15 protein-coding genes, 1 tRNA gene and 1 pseudogene are annotated in these 19,160 nt (G+C 51.5%); 11 read left to right on the forward strand and 6 right to left on the reverse strand.

What is annotated here, in order from left to right; translation table 11 throughout:
* Positions 1–102: 102 nt before the first annotated feature.
* The 9 genes from BOSE62_RS10105 (at position 103) to BOSE62_RS10145 (ending at position 10,784) form a co-directional block, all read left to right on the forward strand.
* Complete coding sequence (locus BOSE62_RS10105; protein WP_100093775.1) at positions 103–360, forward strand: DUF5676 family membrane protein; 258 nt, start codon at positions 103–105, stop codon at positions 358–360.
* A gap of 196 nt (positions 361–556) precedes the next feature.
* Positions 557–1,012: a hypothetical protein gene (locus tag BOSE62_RS10110; protein ID WP_100093774.1), complete on the forward strand. Its 456-nt coding sequence runs from the start codon at positions 557–559 to the stop codon at positions 1,010–1,012.
* A gap of 169 nt (positions 1,013–1,181) precedes the next feature.
* Entirely contained in the window at positions 1,182–1,871 is a 690-nt protein-coding gene (locus BOSE62_RS10115; protein ID WP_100093773.1) for a DsbA family oxidoreductase, read from the forward strand.
* Between the two features lie 771 nt (positions 1,872–2,642).
* Positions 2,643–3,920: a TolC family protein gene (locus tag BOSE62_RS10120; protein WP_100093771.1), complete on the forward strand. Its 1,278-nt coding sequence runs from the start codon at positions 2,643–2,645 to the stop codon at positions 3,918–3,920.
* A complete protein-coding gene (locus BOSE62_RS10125) occupies positions 3,917–5,407 on the forward strand; it encodes an efflux RND transporter periplasmic adaptor subunit (protein ID WP_100093770.1) in 1,491 nt (496 codons plus the stop codon). The genes BOSE62_RS10120 and BOSE62_RS10125 overlap by 4 nt, the downstream gene beginning before the upstream one ends.
* Complete coding sequence (locus BOSE62_RS10130) at positions 5,404–8,532, forward strand: efflux RND transporter permease subunit (protein ID WP_100093769.1); 3,129 nt, start codon at positions 5,404–5,406, stop codon at positions 8,530–8,532. The genes BOSE62_RS10125 and BOSE62_RS10130 overlap by 4 nt, the downstream gene beginning before the upstream one ends.
* An 82-nt stretch (positions 8,533–8,614) precedes the next feature.
* Entirely contained in the window at positions 8,615–9,076 is a 462-nt protein-coding gene (locus tag BOSE62_RS10135; RefSeq protein WP_100093768.1) for a hypothetical protein, read from the forward strand.
* Positions 9,073–9,420: a hypothetical protein gene (locus BOSE62_RS10140; protein ID WP_100093767.1), complete on the forward strand. Its 348-nt coding sequence runs from the start codon at positions 9,073–9,075 to the stop codon at positions 9,418–9,420. The genes BOSE62_RS10135 and BOSE62_RS10140 overlap by 4 nt, the downstream gene beginning before the upstream one ends.
* A 17-nt stretch (positions 9,421–9,437) precedes the next feature.
* Entirely contained in the window at positions 9,438–10,784 is a 1,347-nt protein-coding gene (locus BOSE62_RS10145) for an APC family permease (RefSeq protein ID WP_236553978.1), read from the forward strand.
* Between the two features lie 620 nt (positions 10,785–11,404).
* Here BOSE62_RS10145 and BOSE62_RS10150 read toward each other — a convergent pair.
* Positions 11,405–12,334, reverse strand: a complete 930-nt coding sequence (locus tag BOSE62_RS10150; protein WP_201295655.1) for a DMT family transporter — start codon at positions 12,332–12,334, stop codon at positions 11,405–11,407.
* Between the two features lie 344 nt (positions 12,335–12,678).
* Here BOSE62_RS10150 and BOSE62_RS10155 point away from each other — a divergent pair, with 344 nt between their 5' ends.
* Positions 12,679–13,050, forward strand: coding sequence for a DUF983 domain-containing protein (locus tag BOSE62_RS10155; RefSeq protein WP_159645592.1), 372 nt, complete (start codon positions 12,679–12,681; stop codon positions 13,048–13,050).
* 21 nt (positions 13,051–13,071) lie between these two features.
* Here BOSE62_RS10155 and BOSE62_RS10160 read toward each other — a convergent pair whose 3' ends face one another.
* Positions 13,072–14,016, reverse strand: coding sequence for a LysR family transcriptional regulator (locus BOSE62_RS10160; protein ID WP_159645595.1), 945 nt, complete (start codon positions 14,014–14,016; stop codon positions 13,072–13,074).
* 475 nt (positions 14,017–14,491) lie between these two features.
* Here BOSE62_RS10160 and BOSE62_RS17525 point away from each other — a divergent pair, with 475 nt between their 5' ends.
* A complete protein-coding gene (locus BOSE62_RS17525) occupies positions 14,492–14,626 on the forward strand; it encodes a hypothetical protein (protein WP_268893901.1) in 135 nt (44 codons plus the stop codon).
* Positions 14,627–14,661: 35 nt separating this feature from the next.
* On the opposite strand, the pseudogene BOSE62_RS10165 reads toward BOSE62_RS17525, so the two are convergent.
* The 4 genes and pseudogenes from BOSE62_RS10165 to BOSE62_RS10180 all read right to left on the reverse strand — a co-directional run.
* Positions 14,662–15,171 (reverse strand): annotated as a pseudogene (locus tag BOSE62_RS10165) (type IIL restriction-modification enzyme MmeI); the annotation flags it as partial.
* A 147-nt stretch (positions 15,172–15,318) separates the two neighbouring features.
* Positions 15,319–17,565, reverse strand: coding sequence for an AAA family ATPase (locus BOSE62_RS10170; protein ID WP_100093761.1), 2,247 nt, complete (start codon positions 17,563–17,565; stop codon positions 15,319–15,321).
* Entirely contained in the window at positions 17,566–18,321 is a 756-nt protein-coding gene (locus BOSE62_RS10175) for a helix-turn-helix domain-containing protein (protein WP_100093760.1), read from the reverse strand. It lies immediately after the preceding gene.
* 682 nt (positions 18,322–19,003) lie between these two features.
* Positions 19,004–19,078, reverse strand: a tRNA-Gln gene (locus tag BOSE62_RS10180).
* Positions 19,079–19,160 lie beyond the last annotated feature (82 nt).

Here is a 19,160-nt window from a genome sequence, read left to right on the forward strand (position 1 = left end):
TACCTATGAGCGTAGAAGGGATGGCCTGTTATTGTCAGTTGGTAACTGGTTGCAAGATGTCTCCGATTTTCGGGGCGGCTGGTTTTCAATCAGGAGAGCGAAATGAAGTTCGATGCCATTAAGCTTGGTTTAGCCACTGCAATTATCTTCGGAGTTGCGTGGATATTATGCAGTCTTTTTGTCATCTTGGCCCCTGGCGGTATGATGCAAATGAGCGGTCATATGGTCCACTCGAATTTTGAGGGTATGGGCTGGTCATTGCATTGGACAGGCTTTTTTGTCGGGCTTGTCACGTGGAGTGTTTTCTCCGGGCTATTCGTCTGGGCGATTACCGCTACCTATAATCGCTTGCTTGCTTAGCGACGACGGATCGAGGTGCCAATCATGCGAGATGTCGCCTGTAATCCAAACCATAATACATGATCAAACGCGCTGATTGACGAGCAGAAGTTCGAGCGAATAATTCCTCTGACCCCAGTATTTACTGGTGAAAATATAATGTCGCGCCGCCGATTTCGTCCTCCATGAGGGCAACTACACAAAAAGGAAATTATACATGAGAACTCCCTACCTTGCCACCGTCGCTGTTTTCACCATGCTGACCGGCTGTGCGGCCTACGCAGCGCCCCCGGAACCGAAGCCCGCCATGCAGAGTCATGCCATGCCGATGGGCGATCATTCCGCGCATCAACAGATGATGGAGCGAGCCCAGAACGCCAAGACGCCTGCAGAGCGAGAAAAGCTCATGACCGAAAACATGGCCATGATGAAAGCCCATATGGCGTCTATGAAGGCCAAGATGGCCGAAGGCGGTATGATGGCACAGGGAAAGAAGCCAATGGCGATGGACCCGGCACATAAAGAAAAAATGAAGGCCAAGATCGCCGAGGGTGGCATGATGAAGATGGACCCAGCACATATGGAGAAAATGAAGCAGCATATGGGTATGATGCATGAGATGATGGAAAGCCTGATGATGCAGCAGGAACTGATGATGCCGCCAAAAAAATAGCGCAAAGGACCGCGGTCAATTAAGCGGGAAGAAGCCAAGCTAGTGAACAAGCCGGGTTCTTCCCACTTTCTATGCACTATTCCCGCATTGAATAGTTTGCCGCCGAGCTTCCCGTTGCACATTGGTAATAGCGGCTGGTGGTTATCAGCCTTTCAGAAAGACAGTCGCAATGCCAACCGCTCAAATTGACCATTTTTCAGATATACTTTGCGTATGGGCCTATGCCTCCCAGAGCAATTTTGATCGGCTTACAGCAGAGTTTGGTGATCGGATAACTATCAACATCCATTTCTGCTCTGTATTCCCGGATACATGGACAAAAATCGCGTCTCAATGGACAGACCGGGGCGGTTTTGATGGTTATGCGAACCATGTCCAAGGCATCGCCGGGAAATTCGAGAATTTGCCGATTCACAGCGATACCTGGGCAAAGACACGGCCGCGCTCATCGGCGAGCCCACATCTGTTCATCAAGGCGGTGGAATTGATCGAGCAAGAGGGCTTCATATCCAAAGCCCCTGTTGCTGAACGACCATCCATCCTCGCCGCGCGGGAACTGCGCTCTGCCTTTTTTACAAGAGCAGAGGATGTCTCGGATTGGGATGTGCAACGAGAAATAGCAGGGCTCTTGCATGTCGATTTTGACAATATATTGAATAAATTCAAAACCGGTGAAGCCATTGCAAAGCTCACAAAGGATTATGACCTTGCTCAGCTACACGGGATCGAGGGCAGTCCAACATATGTGATCAACGAAGGCCGCCAGAAGCTGTTCGGAAATGTCAGTTACGGTGTGATTGCAGCAAATGTGAACGAAATGTTGGCCAGTCAAGGTGTGGATGCAGCGAGCCTGTGCTGATGAACCGCACGAGGTTGGCGTAGGTCCGCGAACAACAAGGTTCTGTAAGGTAATAGGTTATTCCGGTTATTCGCCTAGAAAGGGCATTGTCAATGTGGCTTCAGTATCGCGAAAGTGGGCAATTCACATTACCGTGGGACAGTGGCGCAAAGACTTGCCTCACCGCCATCATCTCGGTCAAAGATTGGGTTGACGGGGATCGGAAAACACCGGACACTCGGTTCGTGTTTAAACAGCTCTTTCTATTCGTTCTTCTTGGACTTGCCTTAGCTGGACAGGGAATCGCCAGTCCGATGTCCTGCCTATCCCTAGCGAAAAGCGATGCTGGTAGTGTGGAAATGTCCCATTGCAGCGAACCGGGTATGAATGAAACGTCCACAAACGGCAATGAATCCAAGGATTGTTGTGGGTCAGATTGCGCGGCGATGCTGCAATGTTCTCAGACAACTACGACTTTTCTAGCTAGCCCAGCTTTCGCCGAAACAATCGCCGTTAAAGCTATGTCCCACACGCGCCGTCTGTTTGGAAACCCAACTGGCATGCATAGCATTCCCGAGATAAAGCCTCCCATTATTGCTTGAACGCAGATCGCGAATACCGCCTTTTTTAGGGTGACGATATTCTTGCGATCTCTGTCCGATTTCTGTGAAATTGCTCTGGCATACCGGCGAGAAGCAAGCCCGCAAACTTTCGAACATCTAACCTCCAAGGTTAAAAATTGCCGCCACCGATGACGGCATGTTCGCCCTACTATTTTAGTGAGCAAGCATAATGAAATATCGACCGAAAACCCGCCAGGCAAGATCCCGGCGCCCATTGTTGGCATTGCCGGCCTTAGCGCTATATGTCCCCGTCTTTTCCCTTCAAGCCGAACCACTCACGTTCGCAGAAGCGGTCGAACTGGCAGAGACAGCGACGCCAGCAATAGAGGCCCGGTCGCTCGTTGTTGAAGCGGCGCAGAGCGCCGCGATTGCGGCCGATCAACTTCCAGATCCGAAACTCAGCGTCGACATAATGGATCGGAGAATTGCTGGCCCATTCGAGATTTCTCCGCGGCCGGGTCGTGACGGATTTCCCAGGCAAAGGATCGGTATCAGCCAGGATATTCCCAATGGCGCAAAAAGACGCGCCCGGGCAGGTCAGGCGATGGCGGACATAACAGTGGCTAGAGCCAATAAGGAAACTTTGGTTCAGGATGTGCAGCTTTATTCTGCGCTTTCCTGGATCGATCTCTATTACGCCCAGCGGCGGCTCCAAATACTGGAAGTTTTGCAGCAAAGCCTCAATGAAGTGTCGGCAACGGTTGGCGCGCGCCTTGAATCAGGGACCACACGTCCAGCTCAAGCGTTCGAGCCGGAACGGCTGATCGCGAAACTAGCTGACCGGCGCTCGCTGCGTGCCGCTGATATTGAAAAGGCACGGGCAATGCTCGCTCGGTGGACCGGCGTCGAAAGCCCCGAAACCGAAGGGACGCTCCCTGAATTCACCATTGACCGGGATGCTCTTGTCAGCACGATCAAGGAGCTACCCATTCTGGACATTCAGGATGCGAAAGTCGAACGGGCCGACGCCGACGTGGAACTGGCGCGGGCGAACAAGCGACCCGACTTCAGTGTGAATGCCTCTTATGTGCATCGCCGGCCGGAATATGGCGAATATGTCTCGGTTGGTGTAACGATCGATCTACCGTTATTTGCAAAAAAGCGGCAAAACCCGATCATCGACGCGCGAATTTTGGAAGCCAGCGCAGCCCGGCTGGAAGCCAATGATCTGGAAAGGCAATTGCACGCAGAGCTCTCCAGCGATCTCGCTGCAAACCGGTCTTACCGGGAAAACTGGGAACGGTCCAAAAACACACTTTTACCCTTGGCCAAAAAACAGGCTGAACTGGAACGGGTTAGCTACGGCGCCGGCCGCGTTGATCTGGACACGGCGCTCAATGCAGCCGTGACCTTCGCAGAGGCGGAAATCGATCTGCTCGACCGGGAAGCCACGTTGGTTCGCGACACAGTTCGCATCAAATATACTTATGAGAGGAACCAGCCATGACGCTGACATCCATCCAAGACAATAAATGGCGCGTGCTTGTTCTTGCTACGGTTCTGGCCGCGGGCGGTGGCGGATATTGGCTCGGCACTGGCGGGGCGGGCGATAGCAGTAAAACCGCGACTACGCAGGGCGACGGGGATATCCTCTATTATTATGATCCGATGTTTCCCCAGCAAAAATTTGACGCACCGGGCAAGTCTCCGTTCATGGATATGCAGCTTGTTCCCAAATATGCTGGCGAAGCCAGTGATGGGAATGCCAGCGAGCCGGGGATCACCATTTCTCCGGATATTGCGCAAAATCTGGGTATCCGCACCGCTGAGGCGTTGGTTGGAAAAATTGAGTCCAAGCTCCGTGTAACGGGAACAATCGAGTTTAACGAACGCGATATCGCCATTGTTCAGGCCAGGTCGGGCGGATTTGTCCAGCGCACCTATCGCCGTGCTCCCAGCGACATTGTGCCCGCTGGAGCTCCCTTGGCTGACATATTGGTGCCCGACTGGGGCGGCGCACAGGCAGAATATCTTGCGCTAGCACGAAGCGGCAATGACCACTTTGCCACAGCGGCAAAGGAACGGATGCGGCTGCTGGGCATGCCAGACGATCTGATCCGCCGGGTAGAGCGAAGTGGAAGGCAGCAAAGCGTTTACACGGTGTCCGCGCCCATCGGCGGGGTGATCGAAAGCCTGAGCGTAAGAGAAGGTATGACCTTGGCTGAAGGCCAGCCGCTGGCACAGATTAACGGACTGAATACCGTATGGCTGAATGTTGCCATTCCCGAAGCAAGGGCCTCGGAAATACGGGTAGGGCAGCGCGCCGTTGCTGAACTGCAAAGCTTCCCCGATATGGAGTTTGCGGGCAAAGTCATTGCGATTTTGCCTTCCGTCGAAAGCGGCAGCAGAACGCTCACCGGACGGATCGAACTAGCCAATAAAGGCGGACGACTTCGTCCCGGCATGTTCGCTACCGTAGATATGGGTGACACGGGCAGTCCTGCTATTCTGGTCCCCACCGAAGCGATTATCGCAACCGGAACGCGCAACTTGGTAATGCTAGCGAATGGCAAGGGTCGCTATCGCCCGGCAGAGGTCAAAATAGGCCGCGAAGGCGGCGGACAGACGGAAATATTGGCCGGCCTATTACCAGGTGAAAAAGTAATTGTTTCTGGCCAGTTTCTGGTCGATTCAGAAGCGAGCCTTTCAGGGATCAAAGTGCGTCCGATTGAGGGTGAGCAGAAAAGCGCGCCCAAGAAAATGTCCGGCTATCAAACATCCGGCAGAATTGAAGCGATCACAAGCGGCGCGGTCACCTTGTCGCACGAACCCGTGCCTGCCCTCAAATGGCCAGCCATGACGATGGACTTCAAACTCGCCAAACCGGGTTTGTTGCGCGGCTTTAAAAAAGGCGACCGCGTGACCTTCCGCTTCATGCAAATGGAAACCGGATCAACCATCACCAGCATTAGCCGCGCAGAGGCCAACCAATGATCGAAAAGGTCATACGGCTCAGCGTAAATGCGCGCATATTTGTCCTGCTCATAATGGCGGCATTGCTGGCGTCGGGTATCTGGGCCGTCAGAACCATGCCGGTCGATGCCCTGCCGGACCTTTCCGATGTGCAGGTCATTATTCGCACCCCCTATCCCGGACAGGCTCCGCAGATCGTCGAAAATCAGGTTACCTATCCCATCACAACCACAATGCTGTCGGTTCCGGGGTCACGCGCGGTGCGCGGCTATTCATTCAATGGAGACAGCTATGTCTATGTGCTGTTTGATGACAGCACCGATCTCTATTGGGCACGTTCGCGGGTTCTGGAATATCTCAATCAGGTTCAAGCCGATCTGCCGACCGGCGTTGTCCCGACGCTGGGGCCAGACGCAACCGGTGTCGGCTGGATCTATGAATATGCCCTTGTCGACCGAACCGGGCGCAATGACCTGTCCCAGCTTCGCTCGTTGCAGGACTGGTTCCTCCGCTATGAATTGCAGACCATTCCCGGCGTTGCGGAAGTCGCGTCCATTGGCGGTATGGTGAAACAATATCAGGTTGTGCTTGATCCTGACCGGATGGTGTCTCTGGGGATTGACCAAGACAGCGTGATCAAGGCGATCCAGAACGCAAATCAGGAAGTCGGCGGTTCGATCGTGGAACTGGCCGAACGCGAATATATCGTGAGGGCCAACGGCTATCTGGAAAATCTAAATGATTTCCGGGCCATTCCCTTAAAAACCGCGCGCGGCGGTATTCCCGTCACCTTGGGTGATATTGCGCGGATTCAAATAGGCCCCGAAATCAGACGCGGGATAGCAGAACTGAACGGTGAAGGCGAAGTGGCTGGCGGCGTCATCATCTTGCGCTCCGGTAAAAACGCCCGCGAGACTATTGCCGGGGTGAAAGCGAAGCTTGCGACGCTCAAGCAGAGCCTGCCGCCCGGAGTCGAGGTTGTGACGACCTATGACCGTTCCGAACTGATCGACAAGGCGGTCGATAATCTCACCACGAAATTGCTCGAAGAATTTATCGTCGTTGCAATTGTGTGCGCATTGTTCCTTTGGCACGCGCGCTCTGCGCTCGTGGCTATTCTAACCCTACCGCTTGGTATATTGATCGCATTTCTGGTCATGCGCTTTCAGGGGATTAACGCTAATATCATGTCGCTTGGCGGAATTGCCATTGCCATTGGCGCGATGGTCGATGCCGCCATTGTCATGATTGAGAATGCGCACAAGCATCTTGAAAAATGGCAGAATGACAACCCGGACGCCGAAATGCCGGGCGAAAAGCGATGGCAGCTGATCGTCGATGCAGCGGTTGAAGTTGGCCCGGCGCTTTTCCTCAGCCTGCTCATCATCACCTTTTCATTCCTGCCGATCTTTACCCTGGAAGGGCAAGAAGGACGGCTATTCTCCCCACTGGCATTCACAAAAACCTACGCGATGGCGGGGGCTGCCATTCTCTCGATCACCTTGATACCGGTTTTGATGGGCTATTTCATTCGCGGAAAAATACCGTCCGAAGAGAAAAATCCGATCAGTCGCTTCCTCATGAAAATCTATAGGCCAGCACTCGACTGGTCGCTCAAAAGCCCGAAAAAACTGCTCGTGATCGCGCTGCTCATCTTTGCTACCAGCGCTTGGCCGATCAGCCAGCTTGGCGGCGAGTTCATGCCGCAAATGGATGAAGGCGATTTGCTTTACATGCCCAATGCCCTGCCGGGGCTATCTCCGGCGAAAGCCTCAGAACTGCTTCAACAGACCAACCGATTGATAAAATCGGTGCCTGAAGTGGAAACAGTGTTCGGTAAGGCTGGGCGCGCCGATACAGCAACTGATCCTGCTCCGCTAACCATGTTCGAGACGACCATCCATTTCAAGCCGAAGGAAGAATGGCGCGCGGGCATGACGTCGGACAAGCTGATTGAGGAGCTCGACAAAGCGGTCAGGGTTCCCGGACTGGCCAATTTCTGGATTCCGCCGATCCGCAACCGTATCGAAATGCTCTCGACGGGAATTAAAAGCCCGATCGGGATCAAGGTGTCGGGTGATAATCTCGATGCAATTGACAAGGTCGCCCAGAAAATCGAGGCTGCTGCCAAAAAGGTTGAAGGTGTCAGTTCGGCCCTGGCGGAAAGACTGACCGGCGGAAGCTATATCGACATTGATATCGACCGCGCGGCTGCCGCCCGTTACGGACTCAATATTTCCGATGTCCAGTCTGTCGTATCGAGCGCAATCGGGGGCAAGAATGTTGGCGAAACCGTCGAAGGGCTCGCCCGCTATCCGATAAGCGTCCGCTATCCGCGGGAGATACGTGATAGCCTGGAAAACCTGCGAAATCTTCCGGTTCTCACGCCATCCTTGCAGCAGATTACCTTGGGCACGGTCGCCGACATTGACATCAGTTCCGGTCCGCCGATGCTGCGCAGTGAAAATGGGCGGCCATCAACCTGGATATACGTCGATACCAGGGGACGCGATCTGGTGTCGGTGGTTGCAGATTTGCAAGCGGCCATTGGCAAGGAGGTTGATCTGCCACCGGGTGTTAGCGTGGCTTATACCGGGCAGTTCGAGTATCTGCAACGCGCAACCAATCGGCTGATGGTGGTCGTGCCCGCCACTTTGGCGATCATCTTCTTTCTGCTCTATCTGACCTTCCGCCGTTTTGATGAAGCGTTGCTGATCATGGCAACATTGCCATTCGCATTCACCGGCGGATTATGGCTGCTCTATGCGATGGGCCTCAACCAGTCGATTGCAACTGCGGTTGGTTTTATCGCGCTTGCCGGCGTGTCAGCAGAGTTTGGCGTGGTGATGCTGATCTATCTGAAACAGGCACTGGAAGCGCGCGGCGAAAAGCCGGACGCAGAGCAGGTGAAACAGGCAGTGCGTGAAGGCGCATTGCTGCGAATACGGCCAAAGGCGATGACCGTAGCGGTGATCTTGGCAGGCCTTTTCCCGATCCTCATCGGCGAAGGCGCCGGGTCGGAAGTGATGCGCCGGATTGCCGCTCCGATGGTCGGCGGCATGCTGAGCGCGCCTTTGCTTTCGCTATTTGTTGTGCCCGCAGCATATTATCTGCTTCGCAGACGCGAGGCGGAAAAGCTGAAATGATTTTGACCCAACTTCCTACATTGCACAGTTTCCCGACCGCAGCGGGTCCTGTTTCGCTATTCAAAACCGGAGTTGTCGTATCATGAACTTTGACAAGCAACCTGAAGTGCACGTCGCGATTTTCGGCTTTATGACCTCCTTCATCTGGGAGTTTCTGCAGATGCCCTTTTTTGATGTCGGACAGGCAACCTATTGGGAGAGGACATTGGGCTGCACGCAAGCAAGTTTCGGCGATGCCGGGATCCTGCTCGTCGCCTATTCGCTCGTCTCTTTGCTCAAACGAAATAGATACTGGATGTTCGATCCAAAGATCTGGATGTTGGGGGTCTATTTGGGAACGGGTCTGACAATCACGCTAGTCATCGAAATATTCGCGACGAAGGTGCCGCGCGACTGGGATTGGGGTTGGCGCTATAGCGACCTTATGCCGGTCATACCGTTTGTAGATGTCGGCCTGATCCCTATTGTGATGTGGATCGTTATACCTTCGATCACACTCTGGTTCGCGAGAAGGCAGCCCCAAGTAGACAGGAAAGATCCATGACTGATAAAAAAGACGCCGAGCTATATCGGGACCCTTATCGTGCGCTTTCCCGCTGGGACAATGAAGGTGGCGCACAAACCGAAGAGGATAACCGGACATCGGAATATCCGCACATAGGTAACGCCGAACTCGTCCAGCTTAGAGTTCGCGTTATTGCACTGGAGAATATCGTGTTGGCTCTGCTTTCGGAAAGCCCAGATAAAACCCATGAAAAAGTTCGTGCATTGGCAGAACTTATTTCACCCAGGGAGGATGCGACACAACATCCTCTGACAACGGAAGCGGTATCGCATATGAACCGCTTTGCGGACCGGGCAGCGCGATTTAGAAGTGAATGGCGATGAACGACCACGGGAGCGCTGTGAAAACCGGTAAAAAAACCTCGTCCTACAAAGCGGGCAGCCTGACATTGGCGGGAACAGTGGCAATGGGCACCGGTGTTATGATCGGTGCGGGGATATTTGCTCTGACCGGGCAGGTTGCGGAATTATCCGGCCCATTATTCCCGCTGGCTTTCCTTATTGCCGCCGTGATCAGCGGATTTAGCGCTTATACCTATATCAAGGTGTCCAATAAATATCCTTCCGCTGGCGGCATCGCCATGATCCTGCAAAAGGCCTATGGACCCGCGACAGTGACGGGAGCCGCTGCGCTAATGATGGCCTTCTCGATGATCATCAATGAAAGCCTCGTTGCCCGGACGTTCGGGACTTACACATTGCAACTCTTCGACGTTGGCCGCGATTCCATCTTGGTGCCGATACTCGCTATCGGCCTGATCATTTTTGCCTTTCTCGTCAATATCGCAAGCAACAAGATTATCGGGTCGATTTCATCGGTCACTGCAATACTCAAAATCGGCGGCATATTGATATTCTCTCTCGCGATACTTTGGGCCGCTGGTTTCACCTTTGAATCTGCGCAAAGTGCGCCAGAAAGCGCGGCCTCTCCGACCGGATTTATCGCCGGGATTGCCCTCGCCATTCTTGCGTTCAAGGGCTTTACGACAATTACCAACAGCGGCGGAGAAGTTGTCCATCCTGAAAAGAACGTAGGTCGTGCGATCATGATCTCGCTGGCGATCTGTCTGCTCGTCTATATGGCGGTGGCCTTTGCGGTCGGCTCGACGCTTGGCATTGATGAAATTGCCGCGGCGAAGGACTATGCGCTCGCTGAAGCGGCCCGCCCGGCCTTTGGTGACTATGGTGTTTGGTTTACCGTTGCCATTGCCATTATTGCAACGGCATCGGGACTTCTTGCCAGTGTGTTTGCGGTCTCCCGCATGCTTGCGATGCTGACCGATATGGAGCTTATTCCGCACCGTCACTTTGGCATGCCTGGCGGCATTCAGACGCATACATTGGTTTATACCGTCATAGCAGCAGGCTTGCTGGCCGCATTTTTTGATCTGGGCCGTATCGCATCGCTTGGCGCGATTTTCTATCTGGTGATGGACATCGTCATCCACTGGGGTGTGTTCAGATATTTACGTAAGGATGTAGGAGCCCAAGGATGGGTATTGCTGAGCGCGATATTTTTCGATGTCGTTGTGCTCGGCGCTTTCCTGATGATGAAAGCCAACAGTGATCCGTGGATTATAGTCATCGCATTTGTCGGCATCGTTATCATCGTCGGGTTCGAGAAATATTATTTGTCAAACAAGCGAAGTTTAACCGACGCCAACACGCATGGAGGGCATGGCAATTGAATGTCGGCTTTTGGTCAAAATCAATTTTTGAGTAATGGTCTGTTCTTGGGCGCATTTCAGATCGTCTGCGATTGGGCCGATTGCCGACGGTCCGGTTCTGTGCAGCTGGTCCGACTAGCGGACAAAAACGCAGAGCGATTGCAATGTCAGCTTCCGCACCAGTTTCGGTCATTAGAATTGATTGGATGGAACATAAAAGCGGCTGGTCGGCAAACGCCCCTTTTTGGAGACATTCGCAGCTGCCCGGCTTTATGTCCGCTTCGCGCCCAATTGTCGTCATTCCGAAGGCTGACGCTGGTTCCTGGAAGCTGTCATTGCCTGAAGTCGATGCAGTCGCACCATAATGGCAATAACTGGGTGGTGACCCGCGAGTCCATTTTATACAATTCAACCAGATGCCTGCGCGCTAGTATCAACGATGGAACGACATTCGCGACCCGCCGTTCCAACGCCCCGTCGACCTCCCCGGTCGTCGGGGTTTTTTCTATAATGGAGATGTCCGCTTCTGGGTGGAAAGCGGACTGTCTGTTTTAAGAGCCACAATGCGTGAAGGCAGATGCTCCTTTATCGGTCGAAGGTGACTGTTTGCGCCAAATACTAACGGGCCTAGGCACCTTTTGTTATTGGTCTGAAATTCGTTGCCCGTTGATATCAATTTCATATTTTTTAGCGTGTTTTCCTCGCCAGAGAATGAACAGACCCGAAATCACAATCAATGCTGATCCAACCATCATTGAATGGCTTAACTGTTCACCAAAGAGCGCAATGCCAAGGGCAATACCAAAAAGGAGCCGCGTATATCTGAACGGGGTAACGGCTGAGACCTCACCCGTTCGCATTGCTTTCATCAGACACGAATAAGCACAAACGCCCGCGAGGACTGCCCCCAATATATAGAGAGACATTTCGAAGTTAGGCTGGACATATAAAGTCGCTTGCCAAACGGACACCAAAACCCCGGCAAGAATGATCGACAAAAACCCGTATAATCCGAGAATCCACGTGCTCAGCGATGCCGGCGCGGCGCGGCTAGCCAAATCGCGACCCGCGAACCCTATCATTCCCACGACAGCCAAAATTGAAAGCATGGAAAAGCTATCGGTCCCTGGCTGGACGATAATCACGATCCCGATCAATCCAAGGATGATTGCCGTCCATCTTCGCCATCCTACCTTTTCACCAAAGATCAATGCCGCCCCTGCCACGACAACAAGCGGCGTTGCCTGAAGGATCACGGTAGCGGCCGACAGTGGGATCAAAGCAATGGCTAGCACGTAGAACAATCGCCCGACGACCTCAAAGAAAACGCGGACGAGCATAGAGCGTGAAACGACTTCCCGGACAAAGAGAGGATCATCGTTGAGCTTGATCACACAGGCAAATATGAACGCCCCGCCTAAGCCAAACATGATGAGAATCTGACCGACCGGTAGTGTAACAGCCGCCGCTTTGACAAATGCATCCTCTATCGCAAAAATGGCCATGCCAACGACCATCCAAATGCTACCAAACAAGTTTTCATTATGATCGCTTACGTTTTTGATGGTCACAGTTTGCCCAATTTAATATTTCGATTTGATGACAGGATCGACGATTGCCAATTGGCCGATTTCCGCCTGTTTCTCGATGGCTAAGCTTCCTGATCCAATCACAGTCTATGCCCACTAATGATTCATCTGTTATCCAGTTATGGGCTCGATGGCCAGTGTAGCGGCATAAGCTATTGGACAGGATATTAATGACTATTTGTCACTAATGTCATGCTGCTTGCAATATAGGTGCAGGCCAATTCCATCTCTATATTACCACCGGCTGGAGATATCCCGCGACCTACAAATATGCTCAGATCGATGACGGGGCGTCAGCAAATATGTTATTTCATAAGGATACAAGCATGCAACATGAGACTAGCGAGCTTATCAAATCAGGAATTAGGCTCAAGTGCGGGGCATGTGAAAAAGGAAGCTTATTCAGATCCTATCTAAAATTCTACGATAGCTGCCCAAACTGCGGATTAGATTTAACAGTTGCCGATACCGCCGACGGCCCAGCTTTTTTCGTTGGTTTCTTTACAATGATTGTGATCACACCGTTAATCCTTGTTGCAATCCTGTCATTCGATAGCTGGATCGCCAAAGCAATCGCATTCATAATCGGTATTTTAACAGGGGTCATAGTTTGCTTACTTCTTCTTCCACCAGTTAAGGCAATATTGCTGAATTTACAGATTGAACATAATTCGGGTGAAGGATCTGTAGCAAGCTGACGGACGGGTTTTACGACAAGCTTATTTTGTCGCGCTATCGGGTTGCGGACACAATTTAGTATCATCGGTTTTCATTGTGGGAGCAGGCACAATCAATGTTTTTTCGATATAGTTCGACAATCCATCGATAAAAACCCGTGATTTCGAAGGTAAATGTTGGCGGTTTGGATAGACAGCAAATATAGCACGGTCGTCCTGAATGACATTGTTCATGAGCAGCGGCTTGAGCCGTCCTGCGGCTAAATCATCGCTAACCAGGAAATGCGCCAAACGCGCGACGCCCATTCCTTGCAATGCCGCTTTCTTAACTGTGAGGCCTATTCCTGAAAAATTGCTCTCGATAAATATCGTCTCAATTTTGCCATCAGTTCCAAATTTCCATTGGTCATTTGTGGTGCCTCTTGCGTGTATGGTTAGGCAGCGATGCTCAGACAGCTCGCTGGGCAAAGCTGGCGTGCCATGTTGCTCTAGGTAGTCAGGAGACGCGCAGACGACCCAAGGATCATCGATAAGCTTGCGGATAATGAATGAATTTTCGTCAGGCTTCGCAAAAAGAATAGCGACATCAATTCGTTCGCCGAGTAAATTAATCCCACCATCAGCCTGCATCAGGGTAATGGAAAGGTCTGGAAAGTTTTGAGAAAAGGTTTTCAAGAACGGGACAATAACGTGCATTGAGAATGCATCGGATGCAGCGACCCGCAATATTCCTCTTGGATTGCCACTTAAGTCGCGGACTGCGCTCTCAGCGTCATCGATAGATTGGAGTATCCCCTCACAGCGCTCGAACAATGCCTCACCGGCCTCAGTTAGAGACAAGGCTCTCGTTGTCCGGTTAAACAATCGGACACCAAGCCGTTCCTCAAATCGGCTAATCTTTCTGCTTACACCAGAAGCGGTAAGTCCAAACCGCCGCGCTGCGCCAACGAAGCTTCCTGTTAGCACGACCTCAGCGAAAACCGACATTTCTCCAATGGAATCCATACAATAGCATGTTTACGTTTGATGATATTAAGTCAACAATCAAGTTTGGGCTAGCGGGGCCGGGAGATCAGCGAGCAGACTAAGGATGAAATCGTAGCGGGTCTTGGACTTTTCTCACTTTGAACGCACGAAGATCGCGTCCACTTTCGAGCGGACGCAAACACCTCAGGAGTGGCCGGGATTGCGGCGGAAGCTGACATTACAATCGCTCCGCGTTTAATGTCCGCTAGTTGGGCTGGCTATCCAGAACCGGACAGTCCGCAATCGGCCCAACTACAGACGGAGCGAAATGCGCCCAAATGACGTCATTCCCAAGGTCGACGCTCGTTCCTAGAAGCTACCATCGCCTGAACTCAACGCGTCCGGGAATTTGTCCCCCGTCAGCGTTCGATAGACAGATTGCGGTTCATTAACATGTGAGTGTTTTGGTATCATCGTAGTGACGCAAGGAACGAAGATGAGACCAAAACAGAAAAATTCCAAAGCTAGTGCTGAACGAAACAACAGACTTTTAAAAAACGCCGCTTGCTTCACAGCAAGCTGGCAGCTTAATATCAACCAGATGGTGCCAAACACTCAACAAAGTGAATGACACATCTGTCTCAATTTATCTGACGACGGACAGACGCGCCGCTCGGCGGTGGCCCAATTTGGATTGTCTTGTAGCAGCGTCAAATACAGCCGATTGAGCCGGCTGGTCGCTCAAATGTCGAAGGAACTTTCGCGGATCTGCTTGACCGTAGTGATACCCGCGAGCGGCAGGAAAAAGCCGAAATGGTTCGGGAAATCAACATAGTCGCAGTCCACGGTTTCGCCACCGGTCAAGTCCTCGGCATGCAAAGTCTCGCCATCTGTGGCGAGAATGAATTTGGCCTTGGCAGATTGCGTCTTCGGGCTTTCCCGCAGGGCTTTCAGCGTGCCGTCGACCGTGCCTGTGTCGCAAGTTGCAATATGGATATGATTGCGCTGTAAGACCGCGCCATCCATATTGCTCTGGTCGCTGTTACCGCTTTTCAGCTGCTTGATCGTGGTGGCTTTATTCCCGAACGCAGCCAGAAATTGATAGGAAAATTCAGCAGCATCAAAGGGCTGTTCGGCCAATTCCGATATGGCTTGTTCGATTTCAACTGCATTCATATTGCAGCGCTAACTTGGAACGGCAACGGCTGGCAAGAAAGAACGGCTAGAGCATTCAATTATTCATACGTTGCTGGGTCGTGATTATCGAAAACAACAGTTTTATTTCGGGCGAATGCAAAATGTCATCGTGCGAATTTGAGGATATCAAGTTGTGCACAGGGCCTTGAGTCCCTGATAGTGAACGGGCGCCAACGTATCTATCATCTCTAACAAAAAGCTAATATTCTTTTTGGTTTCCGCTACAAGAGAAGGGTCGAAGCTTTTCCCGGTTGGGTGGGACTGGTCGTTCACAAACTTGTAAATTGCTGTTTTTTTGTGTTCATCAAAATGCACCCCCTCAAGCTTCCGATACGAGCTTTTTGAGGAGGGTGTGTAGAATTCGAGAAACGTCTCTAGCACTTTGCGAGCGATATTGGGCAGATGGTATGCATTAGCGATAGTGCCATCGCACGTGTAGCTGTATAACTGCTTAAATAAGTAGTGATACTCAGTAGAATAGTCGCGAAGCAGAGGGTCGAGCGGGATGATAATCGCGTTGCGGGCGTCGGTGTTATCGTTGCAACGGATCATATAGTGCCGAGCAGCCTTTTTGTTTTGATTGTGCCAATTCAGCAGTAGCCGAAGAAACTCAAAGTTATGAGTGAGAATGAATACTTGTTTGGCATTCTTTACGCCGTTTTTCAGGAACGAAAATGCCTGATAGATGGCCGATGCGTCCAGACTGGAAATTGGATCGTCTATTACCACGACGCCTTCGCTCAAGTTGAAATCCTGATCGCCGAGTTGCACAAGAAAATACACGAACGCGATTGCAGTTTTTTCTCCCTCGCTCAATCGTTTAGCGGGCTTGCCGCTGCGCTCGACCCGGTAACCTTCAACATCGGACTCGAACTTAAGGTCACTGCGGCCCAAGAATGTGCGGACATTGCTGGTCAGCTCGGCGCTTGCTGCGTGAGAACTAGAAACCTTAGCGCGCTTTTCTTCGAATGAGTCTTTGAGGTCGCTCAGACTTCGGGGATCGGCAAAGCCTATTGAACCATCGACTAGCTTCGTGATCTCATTTGTCACGATATCGATCTTGTCTTGCAGATCCTTCACTGGCACTTTTATGCTTGAGATATAATGTGCTTCGATGCGCTCACGTGCCGCAGCCAAGGTTTCGGCGAAGGCGTTGGTCTTGGCGTTGTTTTGGTCAACAAGGGAGCATAACGCATCGATCGCGGTGAATAATTTCGAGCAATCTATACAAATATCGACCTCGTAAGAGACAGCGCGACGATCTAGCTTCTCAACCAAAATGTTCGTCAATTGAATAAGCTGTGCGCGAGCTTCGTTTGCAGCAGCCTCAAACATTGCAGCGGCACTATCTACTTGATCGCGAAGTTCCGAATAAAACGCCGGTTTTGGCGGGGGGTTCATGTCATCGATGGCGCGCAGAATATGTCCGGTAAGAGCACGTATCGCCATTACATCGGCTTTTAGTCGCTGGTCCTCGACTCCGAAATGCTTTGCAAGCTGGCTTAAACGATCCGGTGGAAGCTGCTGTGAGCAGAACTCGCACGAAGTCGACGCATGCTCGCGGTGGATAGACAAGCCTTCTTCCACCCATTTAGCGATAGCGGGCTGTTCACTCAAACGCGCAAGAGCGCTGCCTTGCGCGGAGCGCATCGTAAGGGATCGTGTCTGCTCGACGGCAATCTCTACCCATTCCGATAAAGGCCGGGCACTATTATCAGAGAGTAATGCAACCACTGGTTGCCTAAAGGGTTTGATCAAGTCCTGTTGTTCTTGACGGACGCTCGTGCGATGAAGCTCCAGCTCTCTCTTTGACAGCGTTATTGGCTCTGTAATTTTATCAAATGCCTTTTCTGAATTTTGCTTACGATAGTTCCGCAATGCTGTTCCGCTCGTGGCCTCACTAATTGTTTTTGCGACCTCGGAAAATAGTTTTCCTTTGGAAACTTCATCCCTTTGGATAGTTTCTTTGAATTCCTTGATTTTCAGTTGGCGCGCATCAAATATCGCTTGTTCAGCTAAGGCTTCCTCCGCCAGAACCTTGTTTTCCTCTCCTACTATCAGAATGGGCCGGAGTGGGCCTTTAAACTGACCGATGTTTGCTTCAATGAAATCGGCATTGAAGACGCGGATCTTGCGGTTGTATGCAGTCCCTTGATTAAGTTTTCCCGTCTCGACCTTGATCTCGTATGTTAGTTCCGGATAATCGGGGTGGTGGGCTTGATTCAGGGCTCCCAGTAGCCGTGTCAGCGTAGTTTTCCCCGAAGCATTGTCGCCGTAAATACAATTGTAACGCGCAAAATCGGGAAGATCGTTCGCAGCGATGAAGCTATCAAAAATACCGAGCTTCGTGATTTTTTTGATGGATTTTAGCATCTAACTTACCTTCCCGTCTAACGCCGGAATGATGAAAGGCTGGCCGTGATCGACTTGCACCTCGATGCTAGTCTCGCCGTATTCTCCTGGGGCCGCGAGTGCAACAATGAACCGCGACGATAACTCACTTGGCTCGTTTTCCGGCGGAAGGGTGTGGCGCTCTGGCAATCTGCGGAAAAGGGTCGTGTGATAAATCCAGATATCGTTGCCACGCAATAGCACCATGAGCTGCTTTACACGGCGACGCAGGATGATTTCCTCTGTGGACGTTATCGTATCCAAGATGCTGCGCTCACTCCAAGTCAATGAAGTGAGGGCCGCAATCAAATCCTCGGCGTATTGAGCCGTCATATCGGTGAGTGGAACCATGATTTCACAGACGAAGTCGTTGGATTGGTTCGCCGACTTGATTAGCAAACCCTCATCCATTGTCACGGTTGCAAGGTCGTAATCGAAACGAGGGACAAGCTTCTCTTTACGAAAGTCGTTAAGGACGGCCTCAAATATATTGTGCTCGGAAGCTGGTAGAATGTTTGTAACGGGTTGGCTCATCGAAATCTGTTCGCGCCTTACACCCAGCTCTTTCGCCAATCGATCGAGCGTTTTTACTGATATCGGTGCGTTTTCATTTTCAATTTGACGCAACTTCCGCTCACTGATGCAAATTGCGTATGACAGTTCTTTTTGTGTCGAGTTCTTCTCCAAGTTGGAGCGCAACTCTTTAATAAGATGACCATTTGGTGTAACTTGTTTCATGCACATTTCCTTTTAGTTCGTCTAAAAGCGCAATAGCAAGCTATTTGGGTGTATAGTCGGCATACCATCGGCAAAGACCGGCATGTAACCGGCAACGGCTTGATCGGTGACCACCATGTGTTTGTGACCTCCTGAACGACATGCGTTCTGACGGTCGAAACATGATGGGTTTTATCAGGTGGCAGCAACTTCACTCTAACGGCAATTGTTGATTAATCGCGCAATCTCGAACAGTCATTCCACCGACTGCCAAATTTTGATCTTTTCCCAACCTATAACCGAGCTGAATTATATGATTATAATATGAAAAACTCGAAACTTATTTGATATCCAAATTAGACATCATCCAAACCAAATCCATGGTGAGCTGTTCTACTCTCAGCGCTTGGCCGGCTATTGACCAGTAAATTATTTTTCAAATTTCCTTATCACGGTCCGAACCTGCGAAGGGCTCCATTCGCCACCTTGCGGAGCACGACTAGGCCTTTGCAGTATGTCCCATAAATTATGTGGATAAATCAGTGGAAAAACGCAAAATCGCGGTTGCCGACTTGATTCGAAACGGCGCGCGAGTCATGGTGCAAAATCAGAGCCACGAGAGGGTGCCACGGCAGGGTGCCACGGGGTTTTGACTCGCAGAGAAACCAAAGGTTTTTCAGGCGCTTAGCTGTTAAACAAAAGTTGGTTGGGGTGGCAGGATTCGAACCTGCGCATGGCGGCATCAAAAGCCGCTGCCTTACCACTTGGCGACACCCCAATATTGCCGGCCCCTTGCTGTCGGGCCACGCTGGTGAACGGGCCTATTATCCAGTTTGCCCGCAGGGGGCAAGAGGCAGTTA

This window comes from Sphingorhabdus sp. 109, assembly GCF_902506555.1.
Lineage (GTDB): Bacteria > Pseudomonadota > Alphaproteobacteria > Sphingomonadales > Sphingomonadaceae > Parasphingorhabdus.

Excerpts from the sequence above, each read along its gene's own strand:
- BOSE62_RS10115 (WP_100093773.1), top strand. The coding sequence starts at position 1,182 with ATGCCAACCGCTCAAATTGACCATTTTTCAGATATACTTTGCGTATGG.
- BOSE62_RS17525 (WP_268893901.1), top strand. The coding sequence starts at position 14,492 with ATGAGACCAAAACAGAAAAATTCCAAAGCTAGTGCTGAACGAAACAAC.
- BOSE62_RS10140 (WP_100093767.1), top strand. The coding sequence starts at position 9,073 with ATGACTGATAAAAAAGACGCCGAGCTATATCGGGACCCTTATCGTGCG.
- BOSE62_RS10110 (WP_100093774.1), top strand. The coding sequence starts at position 557 with ATGAGAACTCCCTACCTTGCCACCGTCGCTGTTTTCACCATGCTGACC.
- BOSE62_RS10155 (WP_159645592.1), top strand. The coding sequence starts at position 12,679 with ATGCAACATGAGACTAGCGAGCTTATCAAATCAGGAATTAGGCTCAAG.
- BOSE62_RS10170 (WP_100093761.1), bottom strand. The coding sequence starts at position 17,565 with ATGCTAAAATCCATCAAAAAAATCACGAAGCTCGGTATTTTTGATAGC.
- BOSE62_RS10135 (WP_100093768.1), top strand. The coding sequence starts at position 8,615 with ATGAACTTTGACAAGCAACCTGAAGTGCACGTCGCGATTTTCGGCTTT.
- BOSE62_RS10120 (WP_100093771.1), top strand. The coding sequence starts at position 2,643 with ATGAAATATCGACCGAAAACCCGCCAGGCAAGATCCCGGCGCCCATTG.
- BOSE62_RS10160 (WP_159645595.1), bottom strand. The coding sequence starts at position 14,016 with ATGTCGGTTTTCGCTGAGGTCGTGCTAACAGGAAGCTTCGTTGGCGCA.
- BOSE62_RS10175 (WP_100093760.1), bottom strand. The coding sequence starts at position 18,321 with ATGAAACAAGTTACACCAAATGGTCATCTTATTAAAGAGTTGCGCTCC.
- BOSE62_RS10130 (WP_100093769.1), top strand. The coding sequence starts at position 5,404 with ATGATCGAAAAGGTCATACGGCTCAGCGTAAATGCGCGCATATTTGTC.
- BOSE62_RS10125 (WP_100093770.1), top strand. The coding sequence starts at position 3,917 with ATGACGCTGACATCCATCCAAGACAATAAATGGCGCGTGCTTGTTCTT.
- BOSE62_RS10105 (WP_100093775.1), top strand. The coding sequence starts at position 103 with ATGAAGTTCGATGCCATTAAGCTTGGTTTAGCCACTGCAATTATCTTC.